The organism is Microbacterium sp. BG28, from assembly GCF_034044005.1.
Taxonomy (GTDB): Bacteria; Actinomycetota; Actinomycetes; order Actinomycetales; family Microbacteriaceae; genus Microbacterium.
In genome coordinates this window covers 880,820-898,405 of sequence record NZ_JAXCHA010000002.1, presented here as the reverse complement: position 1 = coordinate 898,405, position 17,586 = coordinate 880,820, and the positions used below count along the sequence as shown (strand labels likewise).

At 69.1% G+C, this 17,586-nt stretch carries 18 protein-coding genes; 11 read left to right on the top strand and 7 right to left on the bottom strand.

Annotated elements, in window-relative coordinates; genetic code table 11:
• The first annotated feature begins 404 nt into the window (after positions 1-404).
• From ileS to ndk, 4 genes are read left to right on the top strand one after another with little or no spacing between them, the layout of a single operon-like run.
• Entirely contained in the window at positions 405-3,791 is a 3,387-nt protein-coding gene (gene ileS, locus SK224_RS10235) for an isoleucine--tRNA ligase (RefSeq protein WP_320434573.1), read from the top strand.
• Entirely contained in the window at positions 3,788-5,152 is a 1,365-nt protein-coding gene (locus SK224_RS10230; protein ID WP_320434572.1) for a folylpolyglutamate synthase/dihydrofolate synthase family protein, read from the top strand. The genes ileS and SK224_RS10230 overlap by 4 nt, the downstream gene beginning before the upstream one ends.
• Positions 5,149-5,556, top strand: a complete 408-nt coding sequence (locus SK224_RS10225; RefSeq protein WP_320434571.1) for a DUF4233 domain-containing protein — start codon at positions 5,149-5,151, stop codon at positions 5,554-5,556. The genes SK224_RS10230 and SK224_RS10225 overlap by 4 nt, the downstream gene beginning before the upstream one ends.
• Before the next feature lie 6 nt (positions 5,557-5,562).
• Entirely contained in the window at positions 5,563-5,979 is a 417-nt protein-coding gene (gene ndk, locus SK224_RS10220; protein WP_243228034.1) for a nucleoside-diphosphate kinase, read from the top strand.
• A 63-nt stretch (positions 5,980-6,042) separates the two neighbouring features.
• Here ndk and SK224_RS10215 read toward each other — a convergent pair whose 3' ends face one another.
• The 6 genes from SK224_RS10215 to SK224_RS10190 all read right to left on the bottom strand — a co-directional run bounded on the left by SK224_RS10215 (position 6,043) and on the right by SK224_RS10190 (position 9,802).
• Positions 6,043-6,495 carry a hypothetical protein gene (locus SK224_RS10215; RefSeq protein WP_320434570.1) on the bottom strand — a complete coding sequence of 151 codons (453 nt, stop codon included), beginning with the start codon at positions 6,493-6,495 and terminating at the stop codon, positions 6,043-6,045.
• 50 nt (positions 6,496-6,545) lie between these two features.
• The gene (locus SK224_RS10210) at positions 6,546-8,102 is read right to left on the bottom strand and encodes a hypothetical protein (RefSeq protein WP_320434569.1); all 1,557 of its coding nucleotides are present in this window, start codon (positions 8,100-8,102) and stop codon (positions 6,546-6,548) included.
• Entirely contained in the window at positions 8,099-8,422 is a 324-nt protein-coding gene (locus SK224_RS10205) for a hypothetical protein (RefSeq protein WP_320434568.1), read from the bottom strand. The genes SK224_RS10210 and SK224_RS10205 overlap by 4 nt, the downstream gene beginning before the upstream one ends.
• Positions 8,419-8,718, bottom strand: coding sequence for a WXG100 family type VII secretion target (locus SK224_RS10200; protein WP_320434567.1), 300 nt, complete (start codon positions 8,716-8,718; stop codon positions 8,419-8,421). The genes SK224_RS10205 and SK224_RS10200 overlap by 4 nt, the downstream gene beginning before the upstream one ends.
• Before the next feature lie 4 nt (positions 8,719-8,722).
• A complete protein-coding gene (locus tag SK224_RS10195) occupies positions 8,723-9,121 on the bottom strand; it encodes a YbaB/EbfC family nucleoid-associated protein (protein ID WP_320434566.1) in 399 nt (132 codons plus the stop codon).
• A gap of 78 nt (positions 9,122-9,199) precedes the next feature.
• Positions 9,200-9,802 (bottom strand): vitamin K epoxide reductase family protein, encoded by a 603-nt coding sequence (locus tag SK224_RS10190; protein WP_320434565.1) that lies wholly within the window; start codon positions 9,800-9,802, stop codon positions 9,200-9,202.
• A gap of 280 nt (positions 9,803-10,082) precedes the next feature.
• Here SK224_RS10190 and SK224_RS10185 point away from each other — a divergent pair, with 280 nt between their 5' ends.
• Positions 10,083-12,545, top strand: a complete 2,463-nt coding sequence (locus tag SK224_RS10185) for an Rne/Rng family ribonuclease (RefSeq protein ID WP_413816778.1) — start codon at positions 10,083-10,085, stop codon at positions 12,543-12,545.
• A gap of 8 nt (positions 12,546-12,553) precedes the next feature.
• Here SK224_RS10185 and SK224_RS10180 read toward each other — a convergent pair whose 3' ends face one another.
• Entirely contained in the window at positions 12,554-12,826 is a 273-nt protein-coding gene (locus SK224_RS10180; protein WP_320434564.1) for a DUF4031 domain-containing protein, read from the bottom strand.
• A 231-nt stretch (positions 12,827-13,057) separates the two neighbouring features.
• Here SK224_RS10180 and rplU point away from each other — a divergent pair, with 231 nt between their 5' ends.
• The 6 genes from rplU (at position 13,058) to SK224_RS10150 (ending at position 17,578) form a co-directional block, all read left to right on the top strand.
• Complete coding sequence (rplU, locus tag SK224_RS10175; protein ID WP_320434563.1) at positions 13,058-13,366, top strand: 50S ribosomal protein L21; 309 nt, start codon at positions 13,058-13,060, stop codon at positions 13,364-13,366.
• Between the two features lie 20 nt (positions 13,367-13,386).
• On the top strand, positions 13,387-13,644 hold the full coding sequence (gene rpmA / locus SK224_RS10170) for a 50S ribosomal protein L27 (RefSeq protein ID WP_137416800.1): 258 nt from the start codon (positions 13,387-13,389) through the stop codon (positions 13,642-13,644).
• Positions 13,645-13,719: 75 nt separating this feature from the next.
• Positions 13,720-15,210 (top strand): GTPase ObgE, encoded by a 1,491-nt coding sequence (gene obgE, locus SK224_RS10165; protein WP_320434562.1) that lies wholly within the window; start codon positions 13,720-13,722, stop codon positions 15,208-15,210.
• Entirely contained in the window at positions 15,207-16,034 is an 828-nt protein-coding gene (proB, locus tag SK224_RS10160) for a glutamate 5-kinase (protein WP_320434561.1), read from the top strand. The genes obgE and proB overlap by 4 nt, the downstream gene beginning before the upstream one ends.
• A 9-nt stretch (positions 16,035-16,043) precedes the next feature.
• Entirely contained in the window at positions 16,044-17,303 is a 1,260-nt protein-coding gene (locus SK224_RS10155) for a glutamate-5-semialdehyde dehydrogenase (protein ID WP_320434560.1), read from the top strand.
• Positions 17,304-17,353: 50 nt separating this feature from the next.
• The gene (locus SK224_RS10150) at positions 17,354-17,578 is read left to right on the top strand and encodes a hypothetical protein (protein ID WP_307318542.1); all 225 of its coding nucleotides are present in this window, start codon (positions 17,354-17,356) and stop codon (positions 17,576-17,578) included.
• The last annotated feature ends 8 nt before the right edge of the window (positions 17,579-17,586 follow it).

The following is a 17,586-nucleotide window of genomic DNA, read 5'->3' as shown; positions in this document are numbered from 1 at the left end:
CTCGCGCCTCGCGCGATCGATCGCAAAGCCCAGGTGCGGCATGTCCACACCGCGGTCGTGCGTGGTGGAGGCGCGACGCACCCGCATCCCGAGCCGGATGGCGACGTTCATGGACGCGATGTTCGTGCTCCGGACCTTCGCCCAGACGGCGTCGACCCCGAGCCCGTCCATCTTCGTCGACCTGGATCCACCTCGCGGCGCGCTAGAATTGCAGGTACAAGCACGGATCCGGCCATCACCGGGGAGCTCTCGGAAGAACGGCGTTCGCGCCCAGTAGAACCGAGCGGGGCAGGCCCGTCATCGCCGCAGTGAAAGTGGTCGGGGTCGTTTCTCCGGCAAGCAGGGTGGTACCGCGGCTTCGGCCGTCCCGGCAGGAAGAGTTCTTCGACCCCTGCGAGATGACGATGACCTACCCCCGTTCCTCGGCCTTCGGGCCCGCTGCCGACGTCACGCCGAGCCCGCGCTTCCCCGAGATCGAGCGCGAGGTGCTCGACTTCTGGTCCGCCGACGACACCTTCCGTGCATCCATCGCTCAGCGTGAGGGCGCCGACGAATGGGTCTTCTACGACGGCCCGCCCTTCGCCAACGGTCTGCCGCACTACGGTCACCTGCTCACCGGGTACGCCAAGGACCTCTTCCCCCGCTTCCAGACCATGCGGGGCAAGAAGGTCGACCGCGTCTTCGGATGGGACACCCACGGACTCCCGGCCGAGCTGGAGGCGATGAAGCAGCTCGGGATCACCGAGAAGGACGAGATCGAGCGGATGGGAGTGGCGACCTTCAACGCGAAGGCCCGTGAATCCGTGCTGGCGTACACGCACGAGTGGCAGGACTACGTCACCCGCCAGGCGCGGTGGGTGGACTTCGAACGCGGGTACAAGACGCTCGACACCGGATACATGGAGTCCGTTCTCTGGGCGTTCAAGAGCCTGTGGGACAAGGGTCTCGCGTACGAGGGTTACCGGGTGCTGCCGTACTGCTGGCGCGACGAGACGCCGCTGTCGAGCCATGAGTTGCGCATGGACGACGACGTCTACAAGATGCGCCAGGATCCCTCGGTGACGGTCACGTTCCCGCTCGTGGGCGCGAAGGCCGAGGCGCTCGGGCTCACCGGTGTGCGCGCCCTCGCGTGGACGACGACGCCGTGGACGCTTCCCACCAACCTCGCGCTCGCGGTCGGTCCCGCCATCGAGTACGCCGTGCTGCCCGCCGGTCCCTCAGGCGCCGCCGACGTCCACCGGGCCCCCGATGGAACGCCCGACGATGCCCTCGAGACCAGCGCGCACCGTTACCTGCTCGCCGCGGACCTCGTCGGCGCCCACGCGAAGGATCTCGGCTACGAGTCGGCGGATGCGGCGCGCGACGCCGTGGAGCGCCGGATCGTCGGTGCGGAGCTGGCGGGTGTGTCCTACGACCGCCTGTTCGACTACTACGCGGACGCCGAGACGTGGGGAACCCAGGATGCCTGGCGCATCCTGGTCGACGACTACGTCACGACCACCGACGGCACCGGCATCGTCCACCAGGCGCCGGCCTACGGTGAGGACGACAAGCGTCTCGCGGATGCGGCAGGACTGCCGACCATCGTGAGCCTCGACGACGGCGGACGGTTCCTGCCGCAGGTCGCCGACGTCGCCGGCGAGCTGTGGCTCGATGCCAATCGCCCCCTCATCCGTCTGCTGCGCCAGGAGGGGCGTCTTCTGCGCGAGGCCAGCTACGAGCACTCCTACCCGCACTGCTGGCGCTGCCGTAACCCCCTGATCTACAAGGCCGTCTCCAGCTGGTTCGTGCGGGTCACCGACGTCAAGGAGCGCCTGGTCGAGCTCAACGAGCAGATCACGTGGGCTCCCGAGAACGTGAAGCACGGCCAGTTCGGCAAGTGGGTCGAAGGAGCGCGCGACTGGTCGATCAGCCGCAACCGTTACTGGGGTTCGCCCATCCCCGTGTGGAAGAGCGATGATCCCGCCTATCCGCGTATCGACGTGTACGGCTCGTTCGAGGAGCTCGAGCGCGACTTCGGACGACTGCCTCGCGACCCCGAGGGCAACGTCGACCTGCACCGCCCGTACATCGACGAGCTGACCCGCCCCAACCCGGACGACCCCACGGGAGCGTCGACCATGCGGCGGATCGAGGACGTGTTCGACGTCTGGTTCGACTCGGGCTCCATGCCCTACGCCCAGGTGCACTACCCGTTCGAGAACCGCGAGTGGTTCGACACCCACGCACCCGCCGACTTCATCGTCGAGTACATCGGGCAGACGCGCGGCTGGTTCTACGTCATGCACGTGCTCTCGGGCGCCCTTTTCGACCGTCCGGCCTTCACGGGTGTCTCCTGCCACGGCATCGTCCTCGGCAGCGACGGGCAGAAGATGTCGAAGTCGCTGCGCAACTACCCGGACGTCAGTGAGGTCTTCGACCGCGACGGCTCCGACGCCATGCGTTGGTTCCTCATGTCGAGCTCGGTGCTGCGCGGCGGCAACCTCGTGGTGACCGAGGAAGGCATCCGCGCGGGCGTACGCGAGTTCCTGCTGCCGCTGTGGAACACGTGGTACTTCTTCTCCACGTACGCCAACGCCGCGGGCGGGCCCGACGGTTCGGGGTACGAGGCGAGGTGGCGGACCGACTCGACCGATGTCCTGGACCGCTACATCCTCGCCCTCACCGGCGACCTCGTGCGCGATGTGGCCGCCGATCTCGAGGTGCTCGACTCGACGACGGCCGCCGCGCGCCTGCGCGACTTCGCGGAGGTGCTGACGAACTGGTACATCCGTCGCTCTCGAGACCGGTTCTGGGTCGGCGTCGGCGCCGATGCCCGCTCGACGGAGGCCTTCGACACGCTCTACACGGTGCTCGAGACCCTTACGCGCGTGGCGGCACCCCTCATCCCACTCGTGGCCGAGCGTGTCTGGCAGGGGCTCACGGGAGGTCGCAGCGTGCACCTGACCGACTGGCCTGACGCATCCGCCTTCGCCGACGCCGCCGATATCCGCGAGGCGATGGATGCGGTGCGCGAGGTCTCCTCGGTCGCCAACGCCCTGCGCAAGCGCGAGGGCAAGCGCGTGCGTCTGCCGCTGCCGCTGCTGACCGTCGTCGTGCCGCACGCCGGCGCTCTCGGGCAGTTCGACGACATCCTGCGCGACGAGCTCAACGTGAAGGCGATCGAACTGGTCGAGCTCGGTGAGCACACGGCGACGGAGTACGGCATCACGCATCGCCTCACGGTGAACGCGCGTGCCGCGGGCCCCCGCCTCGGAAAGCTCGTGCAGCAGGTCATCCGCGCCGCGAAGGACGGTGAGTGGTCCGAGCGCGACGGCATCGTGACGGCGGGCGGCATCGCGCTCGAGCCCGCGGAGTACGATCTCGTCTTCGAGACCAGTGGGCGCCCTGAGGGCGAGGCGCTGGCCGTGCTCGGTGGCGGCGGCTTCGTGCTGCTGGCGACGGCGACGACGCCTGCGCTCGAAGCCGAAGGCTTGGCACGCGACGTCATCCGCGCCGTGCAGGACACACGCAAGGCTGCCGGCTTCGAGGTCAGTGACCGCATCCGGCTCGTTCTGACGTTCGCGGATGCGGCCGACGCGGACGCCGTGGCGTCAGCGTTCGACGCGGCGGACGTGGCGGGGGAGACCCTGGCGGTTCAGGTGATGGTCGCGGGCGCTGACGGCGTCGAACGGATCCGACGAGCCGTCGACAGCGACGATGTCGAGCACACGGGGGAGGTTGCCGCGGGAGCGTACGCGAACACGGGTGCGTTCACGGTCGGCGTCGCACGGGTGGAGGTCGCACGATGAGCGGAACCGAGAACGAGCGCCACCGGGCCGACGCGGTCTACGCGGCGCTGCTGGAGCGGCAGGGCGAGCAGTGGGTGCAACCGCGCATCGAGCGCACCCGCCGCGTGCTCGAGTTGCTGGACGACCCGCAGCGGACATACCGCGTCGTCCACGTGACCGGCACCAACGGGAAGACATCCACGAGCCGGCTGATCGAAAGCCTGCTGCGGACCATGGGGCTGCGCACGGGGTTGTTCACGAGCCCGCACTTGGAGCGTTTCACCGAGCGCATCATGATCGACGGCGAACCGATCGCGGATGCCGCGGTCGTCGAGGCATGGGAGGAGATCCTCCCGTTCGTCGAGCTGGTGGATGCGGAGCTGATCGCCGAGGGCGGCGCCCGGCTCACCTTCTTCGAGGTGCTCACGGTGCTGGCGTTCGTGGCGTTCTCCGATGCCCCCGTCGATGTCGCCGTCATCGAGGTCGGCATGGGCGGCGAGTGGGACTCGACGAACACCGCCGACGGCGATGTCGCTGTCATCGCCCCCGTCGGGATGGACCACGCCGACCGACTCGGCGACACGATCGAGAAGATCGCCCGGGTGAAGGCGGGCATCATCAAGCAGGACGCCGCGGTCGTCTCCGCCGCGCAGGAGCCGGAGGTCGATCGCGTGCTGCGCGAGGCGGCAGCCGCTCGGGGGGCCACGATCGCGGTCGAGGGTACCGACTTCGCGCTGCGGTCCTATCGCCTCGCCGTCGGGGGACAGCTCCTGGACGTGCAGGGGCTGGCCGGCGAGTATGCGGAGCTGTACCTGCCGCTCTACGGCGAGCACCAGGGGCGCAACGCCGCCCTGGCGATCGCCGCCGTCGAATCCCTCGTCGGTGCCGGTTCCCAGGCGCTCGCACCTGACGTCGTGACCGACGGTCTCGGCCAGGCGACCTCGCCCGGACGCCTCCAGCTGGTGGGGGCGCATCCCACGGTCGTCGTCGATGCGGCGCACAACCCGCACGGGGCCGCGGCTCTCGTCGAGGCACTGCGCGGATCGTTCGACTTCGACGAGTGGGGCGTCGTGCTCGGAGTCCTCGGCGACAAGGACGCGGAGGGGATCGTCGCGACGCTCGCCCCCGTCGCGACCCACGTGTTCGCCACCGCTCCCGACTCCGAGCGGGCGAACGACGCGGACACGATCGCAGACCTCGTCGAGGCGCAGGGCCTGCGTGTGACCGTCCACACCGACCTCGCGGATGCGGCCGAGGCCGCCCGGGAGTGGGCGGCCGCATCCGATCGACGTGCCGTCGTCATCGCCGGCTCCGTCGTGTTGGCGGGAGAGGCGCTCGCCCTCGCCGAGGCCGAGGCCTGGAAGGACGGGTGGTCGGCGTGAACGCCAAGCGTCCGCCGCGGGTGCGGCGTCAGCGCGGCGCGCAGGAGTCGCTCGCGCAGGTCGTGCTCGGTTTCGAGACGATCGTGGTCTTTCTCGCGTGGCTCGTCATCTACGGCCTGAAGTCCACTCCCGACGGTGTCGAGCCGTGGTGGGCGATCGTGGTGGGTTCCGTCTTCGCCGTCGTGATGATCGCCGCGAGCGGTGTCGTGCGCTGGAGATGGGGAATCGCGCTGGGATGGGCGCTGCAGGTGCTCCTCGCCGCGTCGGCGATCCTCGAGCCCGCCATCCTGCTGGTCGCGTTCATTTTCGGTGGCATGTGGGCGTATGCGACGATCAAGGGAGCATCGCTGGACCGCCGCAACGCGCGTCTGGCCGCCGCATCCGCGACTGCGAACGGAGATTGACCCACCATGGCCATCGAAGAAACCCTCGTCCTCGTCAAGCCGGACGGTGTGGCCCGCGGGCTCACCGGCGCCATCCTCGCCCGTATCGAGGCGAAGGGATACGCGCTCGTCGACCTGCGCCTGGTCGAGCCCGACCGGGGGCGCCTCGAACAGCACTACGCCGAACACGAGGGCAAGCCGTTCTACGAGCCCCTCGTCGAGTTCATGATGTCGGGTCCGTCGGTAGCGATCCGCCTTGCCGGAGACCGCGTCATCGAGGGCTTCCGTTCCCTCGCCGGCACCACAGACCCGACCACCGCTGCTCCCGGCACGATCCGCGGCGACTTCGGCCGCGATTGGGGTCTCAAGGTGCAGCAGAACCTGGTGCACGGCAGCGACAGCCCCGAATCCGCCGCGCGCGAGCTCGGCATCTGGTTCGGCTGACCTTCTCACCATCACGACGAAGCCCGCCCCTTCAGCGAGGGGCGGGCTTCGTCGTGGGCGTGGTCAGCCGATGATGCCGTTCACCTGGTCCCAGTCGAGCACGATCCCCAGAGGTCCGTCGCTCGCACTCACGCGTGCCGGCGCTCCGAGAGACTGCGCCGGACCGTCTAGGTCTACGAAGGCGCTGTCGTCCGCGTTGCGCAACGAGAAGTCCAGCTTGTCGCCGCCGAGCGTGTTGTTGGACCGGATGATCTGGAGCATCTCCCGCAGGTCGTCCGGCGACACATCCTCGCGCGAGGACGTTCCGCCGACATTGAGCACGACGGCGAAGCCGTCCGTGCTCCGGCTCGCCCACACGTCGGAGAGTCCGAGATCTGCGGACTCCAGCGCCGCGGGGATCTTCTGCTCGTAGGACGAATCCGCCGCCGGCGCCGCGAAGCACCCTGTCAGCGCCGCGGGGACGGCGACGACTGCTGCTATGGCCGCCGTCACGCGGCGGAGAAACCTCGAGCGCATGGCGCCCCCCTCTCAGCGGCCGTCCGACCGGCCGTCGATGGTGAACCGTGTCATCGGCCCTCGGATGCGGTGAACATACTGTGCTCGACGACCTCTCCCGTGAGCAGGTCGAGTCCCGGAGGCGCCGTGCCGTAGATCTCGCGGTACTGCGCCTCCCATGCGGCCACGGAATTGGTGTAGTTGTCGTTGTTGTGCGCCTCGATGGGGTTGCTCATCGGGGGCAGGATCACGCGGTTGACGTTCGTCCCCGTCGCGCCGGACACGTTGCCGTCGAGCATCGGCACCGCGTCGTTGGCGTGTTGGAACGCGTAGACGGGGATGTTCGGCGGGATGTTGAACGTGTCGATCGGGGACCCGTTGGTCACGACGCCGACCGTGTTGTAGGGGAAGGTCGGGTCCGAGGCGAGGTTGGCCGCCATGATCCCGCCCTGGCTGAACCCGGTGAGCACGACGTCGTCGCCGGGGGAGATGCCCGCGTCCTTCATGGCTTCCAGCACAGCCCGCTCGTAGACGGTCTTGAACGCAGGATTGTCCATCATCAGTGCAACGTTCGAGTCGCGATCGTTGAGCGCGCCCGTATCTCCCATCAGCTGCCAATCCTGCGTGGAGGGCAGGGAGACGACCCAATGCTCCTTGCCGTCCGGGCCGACGACACGCTTGATATCGATGACGGATGCATCCTCGCCGCCCATGCGATCGGTCGTCCCGTTGACCGACACGAGGTCGGAGAGGGAGTCCAGCTTGCGGACGTCCTGGGCCTCCTCCCACGCCTTGCGCTGCTCCTCGGTCATGTTCGCCGGGTCGAGCTCCTCGACATCGGCGTCCTTCTGGAGGAAGTTCTCGCCGGCACCGCCCAGGATGGAGCCCACCAGACTGCCCCCGAGCGGACCCAGCGGGCCGAAGGCGGCTCCGAGAACGGACCCGATGGTGCCGCCGATGGCGGGCAGCATCTGCGCGATGATCTCTTTCAGCTCGGCCAGGGCCTCGGCCACCAGGGGCATGAGGCGCTGGATGAGGGACGCGAGCGCGAAGAGCGCTTCGAGCAGATCTGTGACGAGGCGGCTGCCGGCCTCGACGAGCTCGTAGGCGGCCTCGGCGAAGTTCTTGATCCGGTCGGCCGCCTCGAACGGGTTGAGCGTGAAGGAGAACAGCTCGTCCGCGAAGCGCGACAGGCGCACCAGCAGGTCGCAGACGAACGAGCGCGTGGCATCGACGATGCGGGCGGCGAGTCGGAGGGCACCGGCGGTCGCCGACGTCCACTCCGCCGCATCCGTCGCGATCACCGACAGATCTTCGTAGCGCTCGCGCAGAGCACGCACGGTGCGCCCGTCCAGTTCGGCGAGCGCGTTGCGAGCGCTCGTGAACTGCGGGGCCAGCTGTGCGAGCTCGTTGGCGGAGTCCTCCCAGTTGGCCGCGAACCCGGCCACTTCGGCCGAGTTGCCCAGGAGCTGGTCGAACAGCTCCCGCAACGGCTGGACGTACTGCAGCAGAAGCCCTGCGAAGCCCGGGATCTGCGCGCAGGCGTCGCCGCCGGGCCCGGATGCGGGAAGTCCGCCTGCCCAGCTTCCGCTGCGGATCTCGCCAGCGATGGCTGTTGCGCCGCTCACGAGTCATCTCCCTTGTTGAACGCGTCTGCCGCATCCTCTTCGAGTGACGAGAAGGCCTTGAGGGCGGTGTCGGTGCCGTCGGCCATCTTCTCGGTCAGCTCGCGTGCGGTGTTCACCAGTTCACGAGAGCGACCGGCGAGCGCCTGCACCGCGGGCACGAGGATGCCTTGGCTCAGCAGACCGAACGCGTCGCCCGACAGCGGGGAGTCGAGTTTGCCGGCCACGGAAGAGAAGGTGCTCGACGCCTCACGCAACGTGTTCACCTGGGATGTGAGGATGTCGCCGTCCAGGACGATCCGCTGGTTCGCAGCCCCCGTCATGATGCTGCTCCCAGCGCACGCGCACTCTCGAGGTCGATCTGCGAATAGCCGTCTGCGAGCGCAGACAACGCGGCGCAGATCTTGCGCACGGCCTCCGTGCGGCTCTCGAGCGCATCCGAGAAACGCAGGCGCGACGCGTCGAAGGCGATCTGCGCCTCCCCGGACCACTCGGCGCGAAGCGTCTTCGCTTCGTCATCGAGCCGTTCGAGGATGTCGTCGATGGCCTGCGCCGCGTCGCGGATGTTGGAGGCCGCGTCCGCGAGGCGGATAGGGGTGACGGTCAGCTGATCCAGCATGGTGTCACCGCAGATCCGTGCCGGCGCCGAACTGGGCCTGCACCTGCTCGCGCGTCTGTGCGAGAAGCGGCGAGTCCGCCCCCAGCGAGTCCGCCATGCGAGCCAGGGCGGACTCCGCCGCGGCACGCTGCGCCTCGCGCACGGTGTCGGTCACCAGCCGCGACAGTGTCCTGGCGTCGAGATCGAACGCCCCGTCGGCGATGTCGACCTGTTCGATCGCCCCACCCGCTCGCGCGGTGACGCTCACCTCGCGGCCGACCGAGTTGACGCTCGCCCGCGCGTCACGGACGTCATCGGCCATGCGGGCCGCGTCGTGGGCCGCCGTACGGGCCCGTTCCGTCTGTGCGATCACTCGCATCCGCGCCGCTTCGAGTGCGGCCAGGCTGTCTGCTTCCAGTGACATCGAGTTCCCTCCCCTGACTCGCCCTCACCCTAGCGAGCCGGAGAAGTTCGTCGGGAACCCTTGTGGACAGCGCCCCGATCAGACAAGCGTGGCGAGCACGTGCAGGCGGGTCTCGGCCAGCACGGCGATGATCGCGTAGGCCACGACCGCCATGAGCGGCACCCACGCCGCCAAGGAGCCCGCGACCTCGCGAACCCGCGCACTCACGGGGACGGAGCCGTTGCGCACCACGTGCAGGGTCACCGCGAAGAACGAGGGGATCGTCACCGACCAGGTGACCATGCACCAGGGGCAGAGAGTTCCGAGCGAGAAGATGCTCTGCGCGATCAGCCAGCAGACAAAGGCGAAGGCGAAGGCCATGCCGGCCCAGAACGCCAGCCAGAACCAGCGGTTGAAGCGCGCGCCCGCGAGCAGGGCAGCGCCGACCACGATGGGCGCGACCCAGCCGGTCAGTCCCAGAATCGGGTTGGGGAATCCGAACACGCTGCCCTGCCACGACTGCAGGTTGGCGGTGCACTGGACCAGCACACTGAAATCACAGGATGCGGTGGCGTTCGGGTCGGCGAGGAGGTGGAAGCGCTCGGTCGTGAGCGAGAACGCTGCGATCCAGCCGACGACTCCGGCGACCATGAGCCACACGGCCAGAGCGATCGGGCGTGCGGGGGCCTGGGAGTCGGACATGTTCGGATTATGGCACCGCGTTCTCATGCGCGCGCTGAGGGTGTCGACGGGCCGGCCATCGCGCCTGACGCGGATCGGCGCCGAAAGTGCGATAATGGCTCTCGATGCTCTGCGCGGCCGCGCTGCGCGGGTCATCGACGCAGACTTCGGGCAATGACCGCCCGCGCAGCCCGTGCCGTGTGCCGGCTGCAGACCGAATGAGCCGACGGCACCGCAGGTGCGGCGCCGCACGAGATTTTGCCGGGCGACGCGCGGTGTCGCCCCGGTGAGGAGTACGCCGGTGAAGGCCGATGACGCAAACCAGTCCGATGATCGCAATGAGCAGAGCGACGAACAGCTGACATTCCCCGTGGACGAGGCCGCCCCGACGGCGGAGGAGTCCGCGGTGGGCGAGCTCCCGCAGGACGCTGACGCGGTTGACGCGCCCGCCGCGCCCGAGGATGCGGCGCCGGTGGGCGACGCGGATGCGGATGCGCACGAGGTGGCCGAACCTGTGTCCGAGCAGCCGGCGGGGACGCCGGACGCGACGGCCGATGCGTCCCCCTCCGCTGACGACGCACCTGTCGACTCCGCGACGGATGAACCGACCGAGGCTGCGGCAGAGCCCGCATCCGACGAGCCGGTCGCCGCCGCCGAGGAGCCCGCCGCCGTCGTCGAACAGAAGCCTGAGGAACCCGCGGAGAAGCCCGGTCCCGTCACGGCCGTATCGCTGGGCCTGCTGCCCGAGGTCTTCGTGTCGGCCGTCTCCACCCAGCTGCACTTCTACGCTCCCGAGGTCGTCGCGCTGCCCGCCCTTCCCGAGCCGGAGGACGAGGACGCCCCGTCGTCATCGAGCCGCCGTCGCGGTCGCCGACGGGGATCCGACCGCGACAGCGCCGACAGTGCAGAATCCGCCCGCGCCCCGCGTCAGCGGGCCGTCGAAGTCATCACCGAGCCGCAGCGCATCAAGGGTTCGACCCGCCTCGAGGCCAAGAAGCAGCGCCGTCGCGACGGTCGTGACGCCGGACGGCGCCGCCCGGTGGTGACGGAGGCGGAGTTCCTCGCACGCCGCGAGGCCGTCGATCGTGTGATGGTCGTCCGCTCGAAGAACGGCCGCATCCAGATCGCCGTGCTCGAGGACAACGTCCTCGTCGAGCACTACGTGGCCCGCAACCAGGACGCGTCGCTCATCGGTAACGTCTACCTCGGTCGCGTGCAGAACGTGCTCCCGAGCATGGAAGCCGCCTTCGTCGACATCGGTCGTGGGCGCAACGCCGTCCTCTACTCGGGCGAGGTCGACTGGGATGCGGTGGAGACCGGCAACCAGCCGCGACGCATCGAGCTCGCGCTCAAGAGCGGCGACAAGGTGCTCGTGCAGGTGACGAAGGACCCCGTCGGGCACAAGGGTGCTCGCCTCACCAGCCAGATCTCGCTGCCGGGCCGGTACCTCGTGTACGTGCCCGGGGGCGCGATGAACGGCATCTCCCGCAAGCTGCCCGACACTGAGCGTGCGCGCCTCAAGCGCATCCTCAAGGAAGTGCTCCCGGAGTCCGCCGGCGTCATCGTCCGTACCGCGGCCGAAGGCGCGACCGAGGAGCAGCTGACGCGCGACGTGCAGCGCCTCACCGCACAGTGGGAGCACATCAGTCGTCAGAACGAGTCGGTTCAGGCCCCGGCGCTGCTGCACTCCGAGCCCGACCTGCTCGTGAAGATCGTGCGCGACGTGTTCAACGAGGACTTCACGAAGATGCTCATCCAGGGCGAGGAGGCGCAGCACACCATCGAGGGTTACCTCGAGGCCGTCGCCCCCGACCTTCTGGAGCGTGTCGAGCGGTACGAGGGCGGGGGAGACCCGTTCGACGACTTCCGCGTCACGGAACAGATCGAGAAGGCGCTCGACCGCAAGGTCTGGCTGCCCTCCGGCGGTTCGCTCGTGATCGACCGCACGGAGGCCATGACGGTCGTCGACGTCAATACCGGGAAGTTCGTCGGCTCCGGCGGAAACCTCGAGGAGACCGTCACCAAGAACAACCTCGAGGCCGCGGAGGAGATCGTCCGCCAGCTGCGCCTGCGCGACATCGGCGGCATCATCGTCGTCGACTTCATCGACATGGTGCTGGAGTCCAACCGCGACCTCGTGCTGCGCCGCCTGATCGAGTGCCTGAGTCGCGACCGCACGAAGCACCAGGTCGCCGAGGTCACCTCTCTCGGGCTCGTACAGATGACCCGCAAGAAGCTGGGCCTCGGCTTGCTCGAGACCTTCAGTGAAGCCTGCGAGGTGTGCGCCGGGCGCGGCGTCATCGTCCACCACGACCCTGTCGTCAAGCACCGCGGAGGCGCGGGCAACGGGAACGGCGGCGGCAACAACGGCGGCAACTCCGGCAACGGGCGCCGCTCGCGGCAGAACACACCGCCGCAGGCCCCGGCGGGCCAGGCGCACGTCATCACGGCAGGCGTGAAGTCTGCTCTGGCTCAGATCGCCGCATCCACGATCCACCCGGGCTCCGAGGAGGCGATCGTCTCCGACGTCGAGGTCTCGGTCGCAGCGGTGGAGGTCGTCGAGCAGGTAGAGGAGCGGCCGCGCGCCAAGCGCAAGAAGCCGCGCCACGAGGCGAAGCCCAAGTCGGAGAAGGAGCTGCTGCTCGACTCCGTCCTGGATGCGCTACCCGAGCCGAAGGCCCCGGGACAGGGCCGCGGACGTCGACGTGTGACCACCGCGGCCCTCACCGGCACGCCCGTCGTCCACGTCCCCGACGGCGAATGAGCCCGGTGTCACCGTCCGCGACGTTCGCGGGCGGTGACACGCAGCCCTGAGGCGATCAACGCGCGAACGAGCGTGTGGCCGTCGACGGCGTGCGCCCCGGCAGACACGAGGCGCTCGTGCGCATCGTCGGGGACGTCGTAGTGATCGAGATCGAAGCCCCGCCGGGGAATGCCGTTGGCGGCGGCGAAGGCGTGGAGTTCATCGAGATCGCTGTCGCTGATCAGATGCGACCACAGACGACCGTGCGCGGGCCAACGAGGGTCGTCGATGAGGATCGCCATCCGATGATCGTAGGGCGCCGCAGAAGACGTGCGGGTGCGCGCGACACGCGCTCCGGCTCCTTTTGCCACCTCGGCCCTCGATCGGGTAAACTCTTCCTTTGGTGCGTCGCCCTATCGCTGGGCACCCGGCTTGACGATGTGCGAGTCGATGCATCACCGGACTTCTCCGCCCCTGGCGGAGTCCCTCCAGACAATCGGAGCCGAGCGCTCCCAAGACGAAACAGGTGTGAAGTGGTTTACGCAGTTGTGCGCGCCGGCGGCCGGCAGGAAAAGGTCGAGGTCGGCACGATCGTCGTTCTCGACCGCCAGAAGGCGAAGATCGGCGAGACCCTCGAGCTGCCGGCCGTCCTGCTCGTCGACGGCGACGCGGTCACGACCGACGCGGCGAAGCTCGCCAAGGTGACGGTCACCGCCGAGGTCCTCGGTGAGGAGCGCGGCCCGAAGATCGTGATCCAGAAGTTCAAGAACAAGACCGGTTACAAGAAGCGCCAGGGTCACCGTCAGGACCTCACGCGCGTCAAGGTCACCGGCATCAAGTAAGTCCAGGAAGAGGCGAAGAAATGGCACACAAAAAGGGCGCGAGCTCGACTCGTAACGGTCGTGACTCGAACGCACAGCGCCTCGGCGTGAAGCGCTTCGGCGGCCAGGTCGTCAACGCGGGCGAGATCATCGTCCGTCAGCGCGGCACGCACTTCCACCCCGGCGCCAATGTCGGCCGCGGTGGCGACGACACGCTGTTCGCACTGTCGGCCGGCGCCGTGCAGTTCGGCACCAAGGGCGGCCGCAAGGTCGTCAACATCGTGGGCGCCGCGGAGTAATCCGCCGCACACGCAGACGTCGGCGAGGGGCGGGCTTCGGCCCGCCCCTCGCTTCATATCCAGGAGGGCGCACCCATGGTCACGTTCGTCGATCGAGTGACGCTTCACCTGCGCGCGGGCAAGGGCGGCAACGGCTGCGTGTCGGTGCGCCGTGAGAAGTTCAAGCCGCTTGCCGGCCCCGACGGCGGCAACGGCGGCAACGGGGGAGACATCATCCTCGTCGCCGACCCGCAGGTGACCACGCTCCTGTCGTATCACCACTCGCCGCACCGCACCGCCGAGAACGGCGGCTTCGGGATGGGCGACAACCGCTCCGGTGCGATGGGTGAGCCCGTCGAGTTGCCCGTGCCGGTCGGCACCGTCGTGAAGGATGAGGACGGCACCGTCCTGGCCGACATGGTCGAGCCCGGCATTCGCTTCGTCGTCGCGCCCGGCGGACGTGGGGGACTCGGCAATGCGGCGCTGGCCACCACCAAGCGAAAGGCTCCGGGCTTCGCGCTGCTGGGCACCCCGGGGTGGGAAGGCGACGTCCGTCTCGAGCTGAAGACCGTTGCCGACGTCGCGCTGGTGGGCTATCCCTCTGCCGGCAAGTCGAGCCTGATCGCCGCGGTGTCCGCCGCCCGCCCGAAGATCGCCGACTACCCGTTCACCACCCTGCATCCGAACCTCGGTGTCGTGCAGGCGGGGGATGTTCGCTTCACGGTCGCCGACGTGCCCGGGCTCATCGAGGGCGCGAGCGACGGTCGTGGGCTGGGGCTCGAGTTCCTGCGTCACGTCGAACGCTGCACCGCACTCGTCCACGTGCTCGACTGCGCCACGCTGGAGCCCGGCCGCGACCCGTTGTCCGATCTCGATGTCATCCTCGCCGAACTCGCCGCCTACGAGGTCCCGGAGGGCCAGGTTCCGCTCCTGGAGCGCCCGCAGGTCGTCGCGCTGAACAAGATCGACGTGCCAGAAGCGCGTGATCTCGCCGACCTGGTGCGGCCCGATCTCGAGGAGCGCGGCTACCGCGTGTTCGAGATCTCCACGGTCAGCCGCGCGGGTTTGCGAGAGCTCACCTTCGCGCTCGGCGAGATCGTCGAGAAGCACCGTGCCGAGGTCGCCGCCGAGCCCGCACCCGAACGCATCATCATTCGCCCCAAGGGTTCCGAGAAGGAGTTCTCGGTGCGCGTCGAGGGCGGCACGTACGGTCCTGTCTACCGCGTTCTCGGCGAGAAGCCCGTGCGGTGGGTGCAGCAGACCGACTTCCAGAACGAAGAGGCCGTCGGCTTCCTCGCCGACCGTCTCGACAAGCTCGGCGTCGAAGACGAGCTGTTCCGCGCCGGCGCGACCCCTGGCGCGACCGTCGTCATCGGCGAAGGTGACAGCGTCGTGTTCGACTGGCATCCGTCGCTGTCGTCGGCCGCTGAGCTCATGACGGCTCCTCGCGGCACCGACCCCCGCTTCAACCTCGACGGCCGCCGGACGACCAACCAGCGCCGCGAGCGCTACCACGAGCGCATGGACGCCAAGGCCGCCGCGCGCGCCGAGCTGGAGGCGGAGCGCATCCGCGAGGGCGAAGAGTGAGCGTGAGCTCGCGTGCCGACCTGCCCGCGGCCAGGCGCCTCGTCGTCAAGGTGGGCTCGTCGTCGATCAGCGGCGACAACGCGGCGAACATCCAGCCGCTCGTCGAGGCACTGGCCGCAGCGCACGGTCGTGGCACGGAGGTCGTCCTGGTCTCGTCGGGGGCGATCGCGACCGGAATGCCGTTCCTCGCGCTCGACGCCCGGCCCTCCGACCTGGCCACGCAGCAGGCTGCCGCAGCGGTGGGCCAGAACATCCTCGTGTATCGCTACCAGGAGGCTCTGCGCCCCTTCGCCGTGGTCGCGGGGCAGGTGCTGCTGACGGCGGGCGACCTCGAGAACCCGACCCACCGCTCCAACGCCCGCCGGGCCATGGAGCGCCTTCTCGGCCTCCGCATCCTGCCGATCGTCAACGAGAACGACACGGTCGCCACCCACGAGATCCGTTTCGGGGACAACGACCGTCTCGCCGCCCTCGTTGCCCAGCTCATCAGCGCCGACGCGCTCGTGCTGCTCAGCGACATCGCCTGCCTGTACACGCGGCCGCCGGACGAGCCCGGGGCGCGGCCGATCGCCGAGGTGCCGTACGGCGACGATCTCTCAGGCTACGAATTCGGTTCCGTCGTCGTGAACAGCGTCGGTACCGGGGGAGCGGCGACGAAGGTTTCGGCGGCGCGGCTCGCTGCGGCCGCCGGTGTGGCGGTGCTGGTGACGAGCATCGATCTCGTCGAGTCCGCTCTCGGCGGCGACGAGGTCGGCACGTGGTTCGCGCCGAACCCGCATCCGGTCGAGCATCCGTTGACCGGACCGGTCCTGACGCGTCGCTAAACTGAGCGGATGAGTCTGACGACCGTCACCGCAGGCGAGCGGATGCTGCTCGCGAAGACCGCTTCGCGCCAGATCGCACGGCTCTCGGACGCGCAGAAGAGCGGCCTGCTCGATGGCATCGCCGACGCGCTGGAGGCGGCGACGGACGAGATCGTCGCGGCCAACGGCGAGGACCTCGATCGCGGGCGCGAGCAGGGTCTCTCCGCCGCGCTGCTGGACCGGCTGAGCCTCGATGCCGCACGCGTGCACGCCCTGGCGCAGGCTGTTCGGGAGGTCGCGCAGCTGCCGGACCCGGTCGGACGCCTGCTCGAGGAGAAGACCCTCGAGAACGGGCTGAACCTTCAGAAGATCTCCGTCCCCTTCGGTGTGGTCGGCTCCATCTACGAAGCGCGGCCCAACGTGACCGTCGACATCGCTGCGCTCGCGCTGCGATCCGGCAACGCGGTCGTGTTGCGCGGCGGAACCGCCGCCGAGCTCAGCAATGCGGCCCTCGTGCGGGCCATGCGTGGCGCGCTGGCGGAGGAGGGCGTCGATCCGGAGGCGATCCAGACGCTCGACGCCTTCGGGCGCGCCGGAGCCACCGAGCTCATGCATGCCCGCGGCGTCGTGGACGTGCTCGTCCCCCGGGGCAGCGCGCAGCTCATCGAGACGGTCGTGACCGAGTCCACCGTGCCCGTCATCGAGACCGGTGCCGGCGTCGTGCACGTGTACCTCGACGAGAGCGCGCCGCTGGAGCGGGCCGAGACGATCGTGGTGAACGCCAAGGCGCAGCGTCCCAGCGTCTGCAACGCCGCCGAGACGGTGCTGGTGCACCGGGGCGCGGCGGAGCGTGTCGTCGGGCCTGTGGTGGCGGCCCTGCAGCAGGCCGGTGTGACGGTGCACGGTGACGAGACGGTGGCGCAGCTCGCGCCCGACGTCGTCCCCGCCGACGAGCAGGACTGGCAGACGGAGTATCTGAGTCTCGACATCGCGATGCGCGTGGTCGACGACCTGGATGCGGCACTCGACCACATCCGTCGCTACTCGACGCACCACACCGAGTCGATCATCACGGACGACGAGGTCAGCGCCGAGCGCTTCCTCGCCGAGGTGGATTCCGCGGTCGTGATGGCGAACGCATCCACGCGCTTCACCGACGGCGGGGAGTTCGGTTTCGGCGCGGAGGTGGGCATCTCCACCCAGAAGCTCCACGCCCGCGGACCCATGGGACTCCGGGAGCTCACGAGCTCCAAGTGGGTCGTCCGCGGCTCCGGGCAGGTACGCGGCTGACAGACTAAGCTGGGAGCGCCCGTGCGCCCCACCGATCGATCGGAGAACCGATGAGCCTCGCCCCCTTCCTCACCCTTGTCGCCGAGGAGGCCGAGCACCACGGTAACGTCGCCGCGGAGACCGTCGGATACGGGATCCTCGCGCTCCTCGTCTTCACCGCCCTCGCGCTCGTGACCCTGTCGTATCGCAACGTCGCCAACCGTCACGCGCACAAGGCCGAGGCGTACGCCAAGAAGCACGCCGCCGATCTCGAGCCGCGCGGACACGGCCACTGACTCTCGGG

Excerpts from the sequence above, each read along its gene's own strand:
- ileS (WP_320434573.1), top strand. The coding sequence starts at position 405 with ATGACCTACCCCCGTTCCTCGGCCTTCGGGCCCGCTGCCGACGTCACG.
- SK224_RS10230 (WP_320434572.1), top strand. The coding sequence starts at position 3,788 with ATGAGCGGAACCGAGAACGAGCGCCACCGGGCCGACGCGGTCTACGCG.
- ndk (WP_243228034.1), top strand. The coding sequence starts at position 5,563 with ATGGCCATCGAAGAAACCCTCGTCCTCGTCAAGCCGGACGGTGTGGCC.
- SK224_RS10215 (WP_320434570.1), bottom strand. The coding sequence starts at position 6,495 with ATGCGCTCGAGGTTTCTCCGCCGCGTGACGGCGGCCATAGCAGCAGTC.
- SK224_RS10205 (WP_320434568.1), bottom strand. The coding sequence starts at position 8,422 with ATGACGGGGGCTGCGAACCAGCGGATCGTCCTGGACGGCGACATCCTC.
- SK224_RS10200 (WP_320434567.1), bottom strand. The coding sequence starts at position 8,718 with ATGCTGGATCAGCTGACCGTCACCCCTATCCGCCTCGCGGACGCGGCC.
- SK224_RS10195 (WP_320434566.1), bottom strand. The coding sequence starts at position 9,121 with ATGTCACTGGAAGCAGACAGCCTGGCCGCACTCGAAGCGGCGCGGATG.
- SK224_RS10190 (WP_320434565.1), bottom strand. The coding sequence starts at position 9,802 with ATGTCCGACTCCCAGGCCCCCGCACGCCCGATCGCTCTGGCCGTGTGG.
- SK224_RS10180 (WP_320434564.1), bottom strand. The coding sequence starts at position 12,826 with ATGGCGATCCTCATCGACGACCCTCGTTGGCCCGCGCACGGTCGTCTG.
- rpmA (WP_137416800.1), top strand. The coding sequence starts at position 13,387 with ATGGCACACAAAAAGGGCGCGAGCTCGACTCGTAACGGTCGTGACTCG.
- obgE (WP_320434562.1), top strand. The coding sequence starts at position 13,720 with ATGGTCACGTTCGTCGATCGAGTGACGCTTCACCTGCGCGCGGGCAAG.
- SK224_RS10155 (WP_320434560.1), top strand. The coding sequence starts at position 16,044 with ATGAGTCTGACGACCGTCACCGCAGGCGAGCGGATGCTGCTCGCGAAG.
- SK224_RS10150 (WP_307318542.1), top strand. The coding sequence starts at position 17,354 with ATGAGCCTCGCCCCCTTCCTCACCCTTGTCGCCGAGGAGGCCGAGCAC.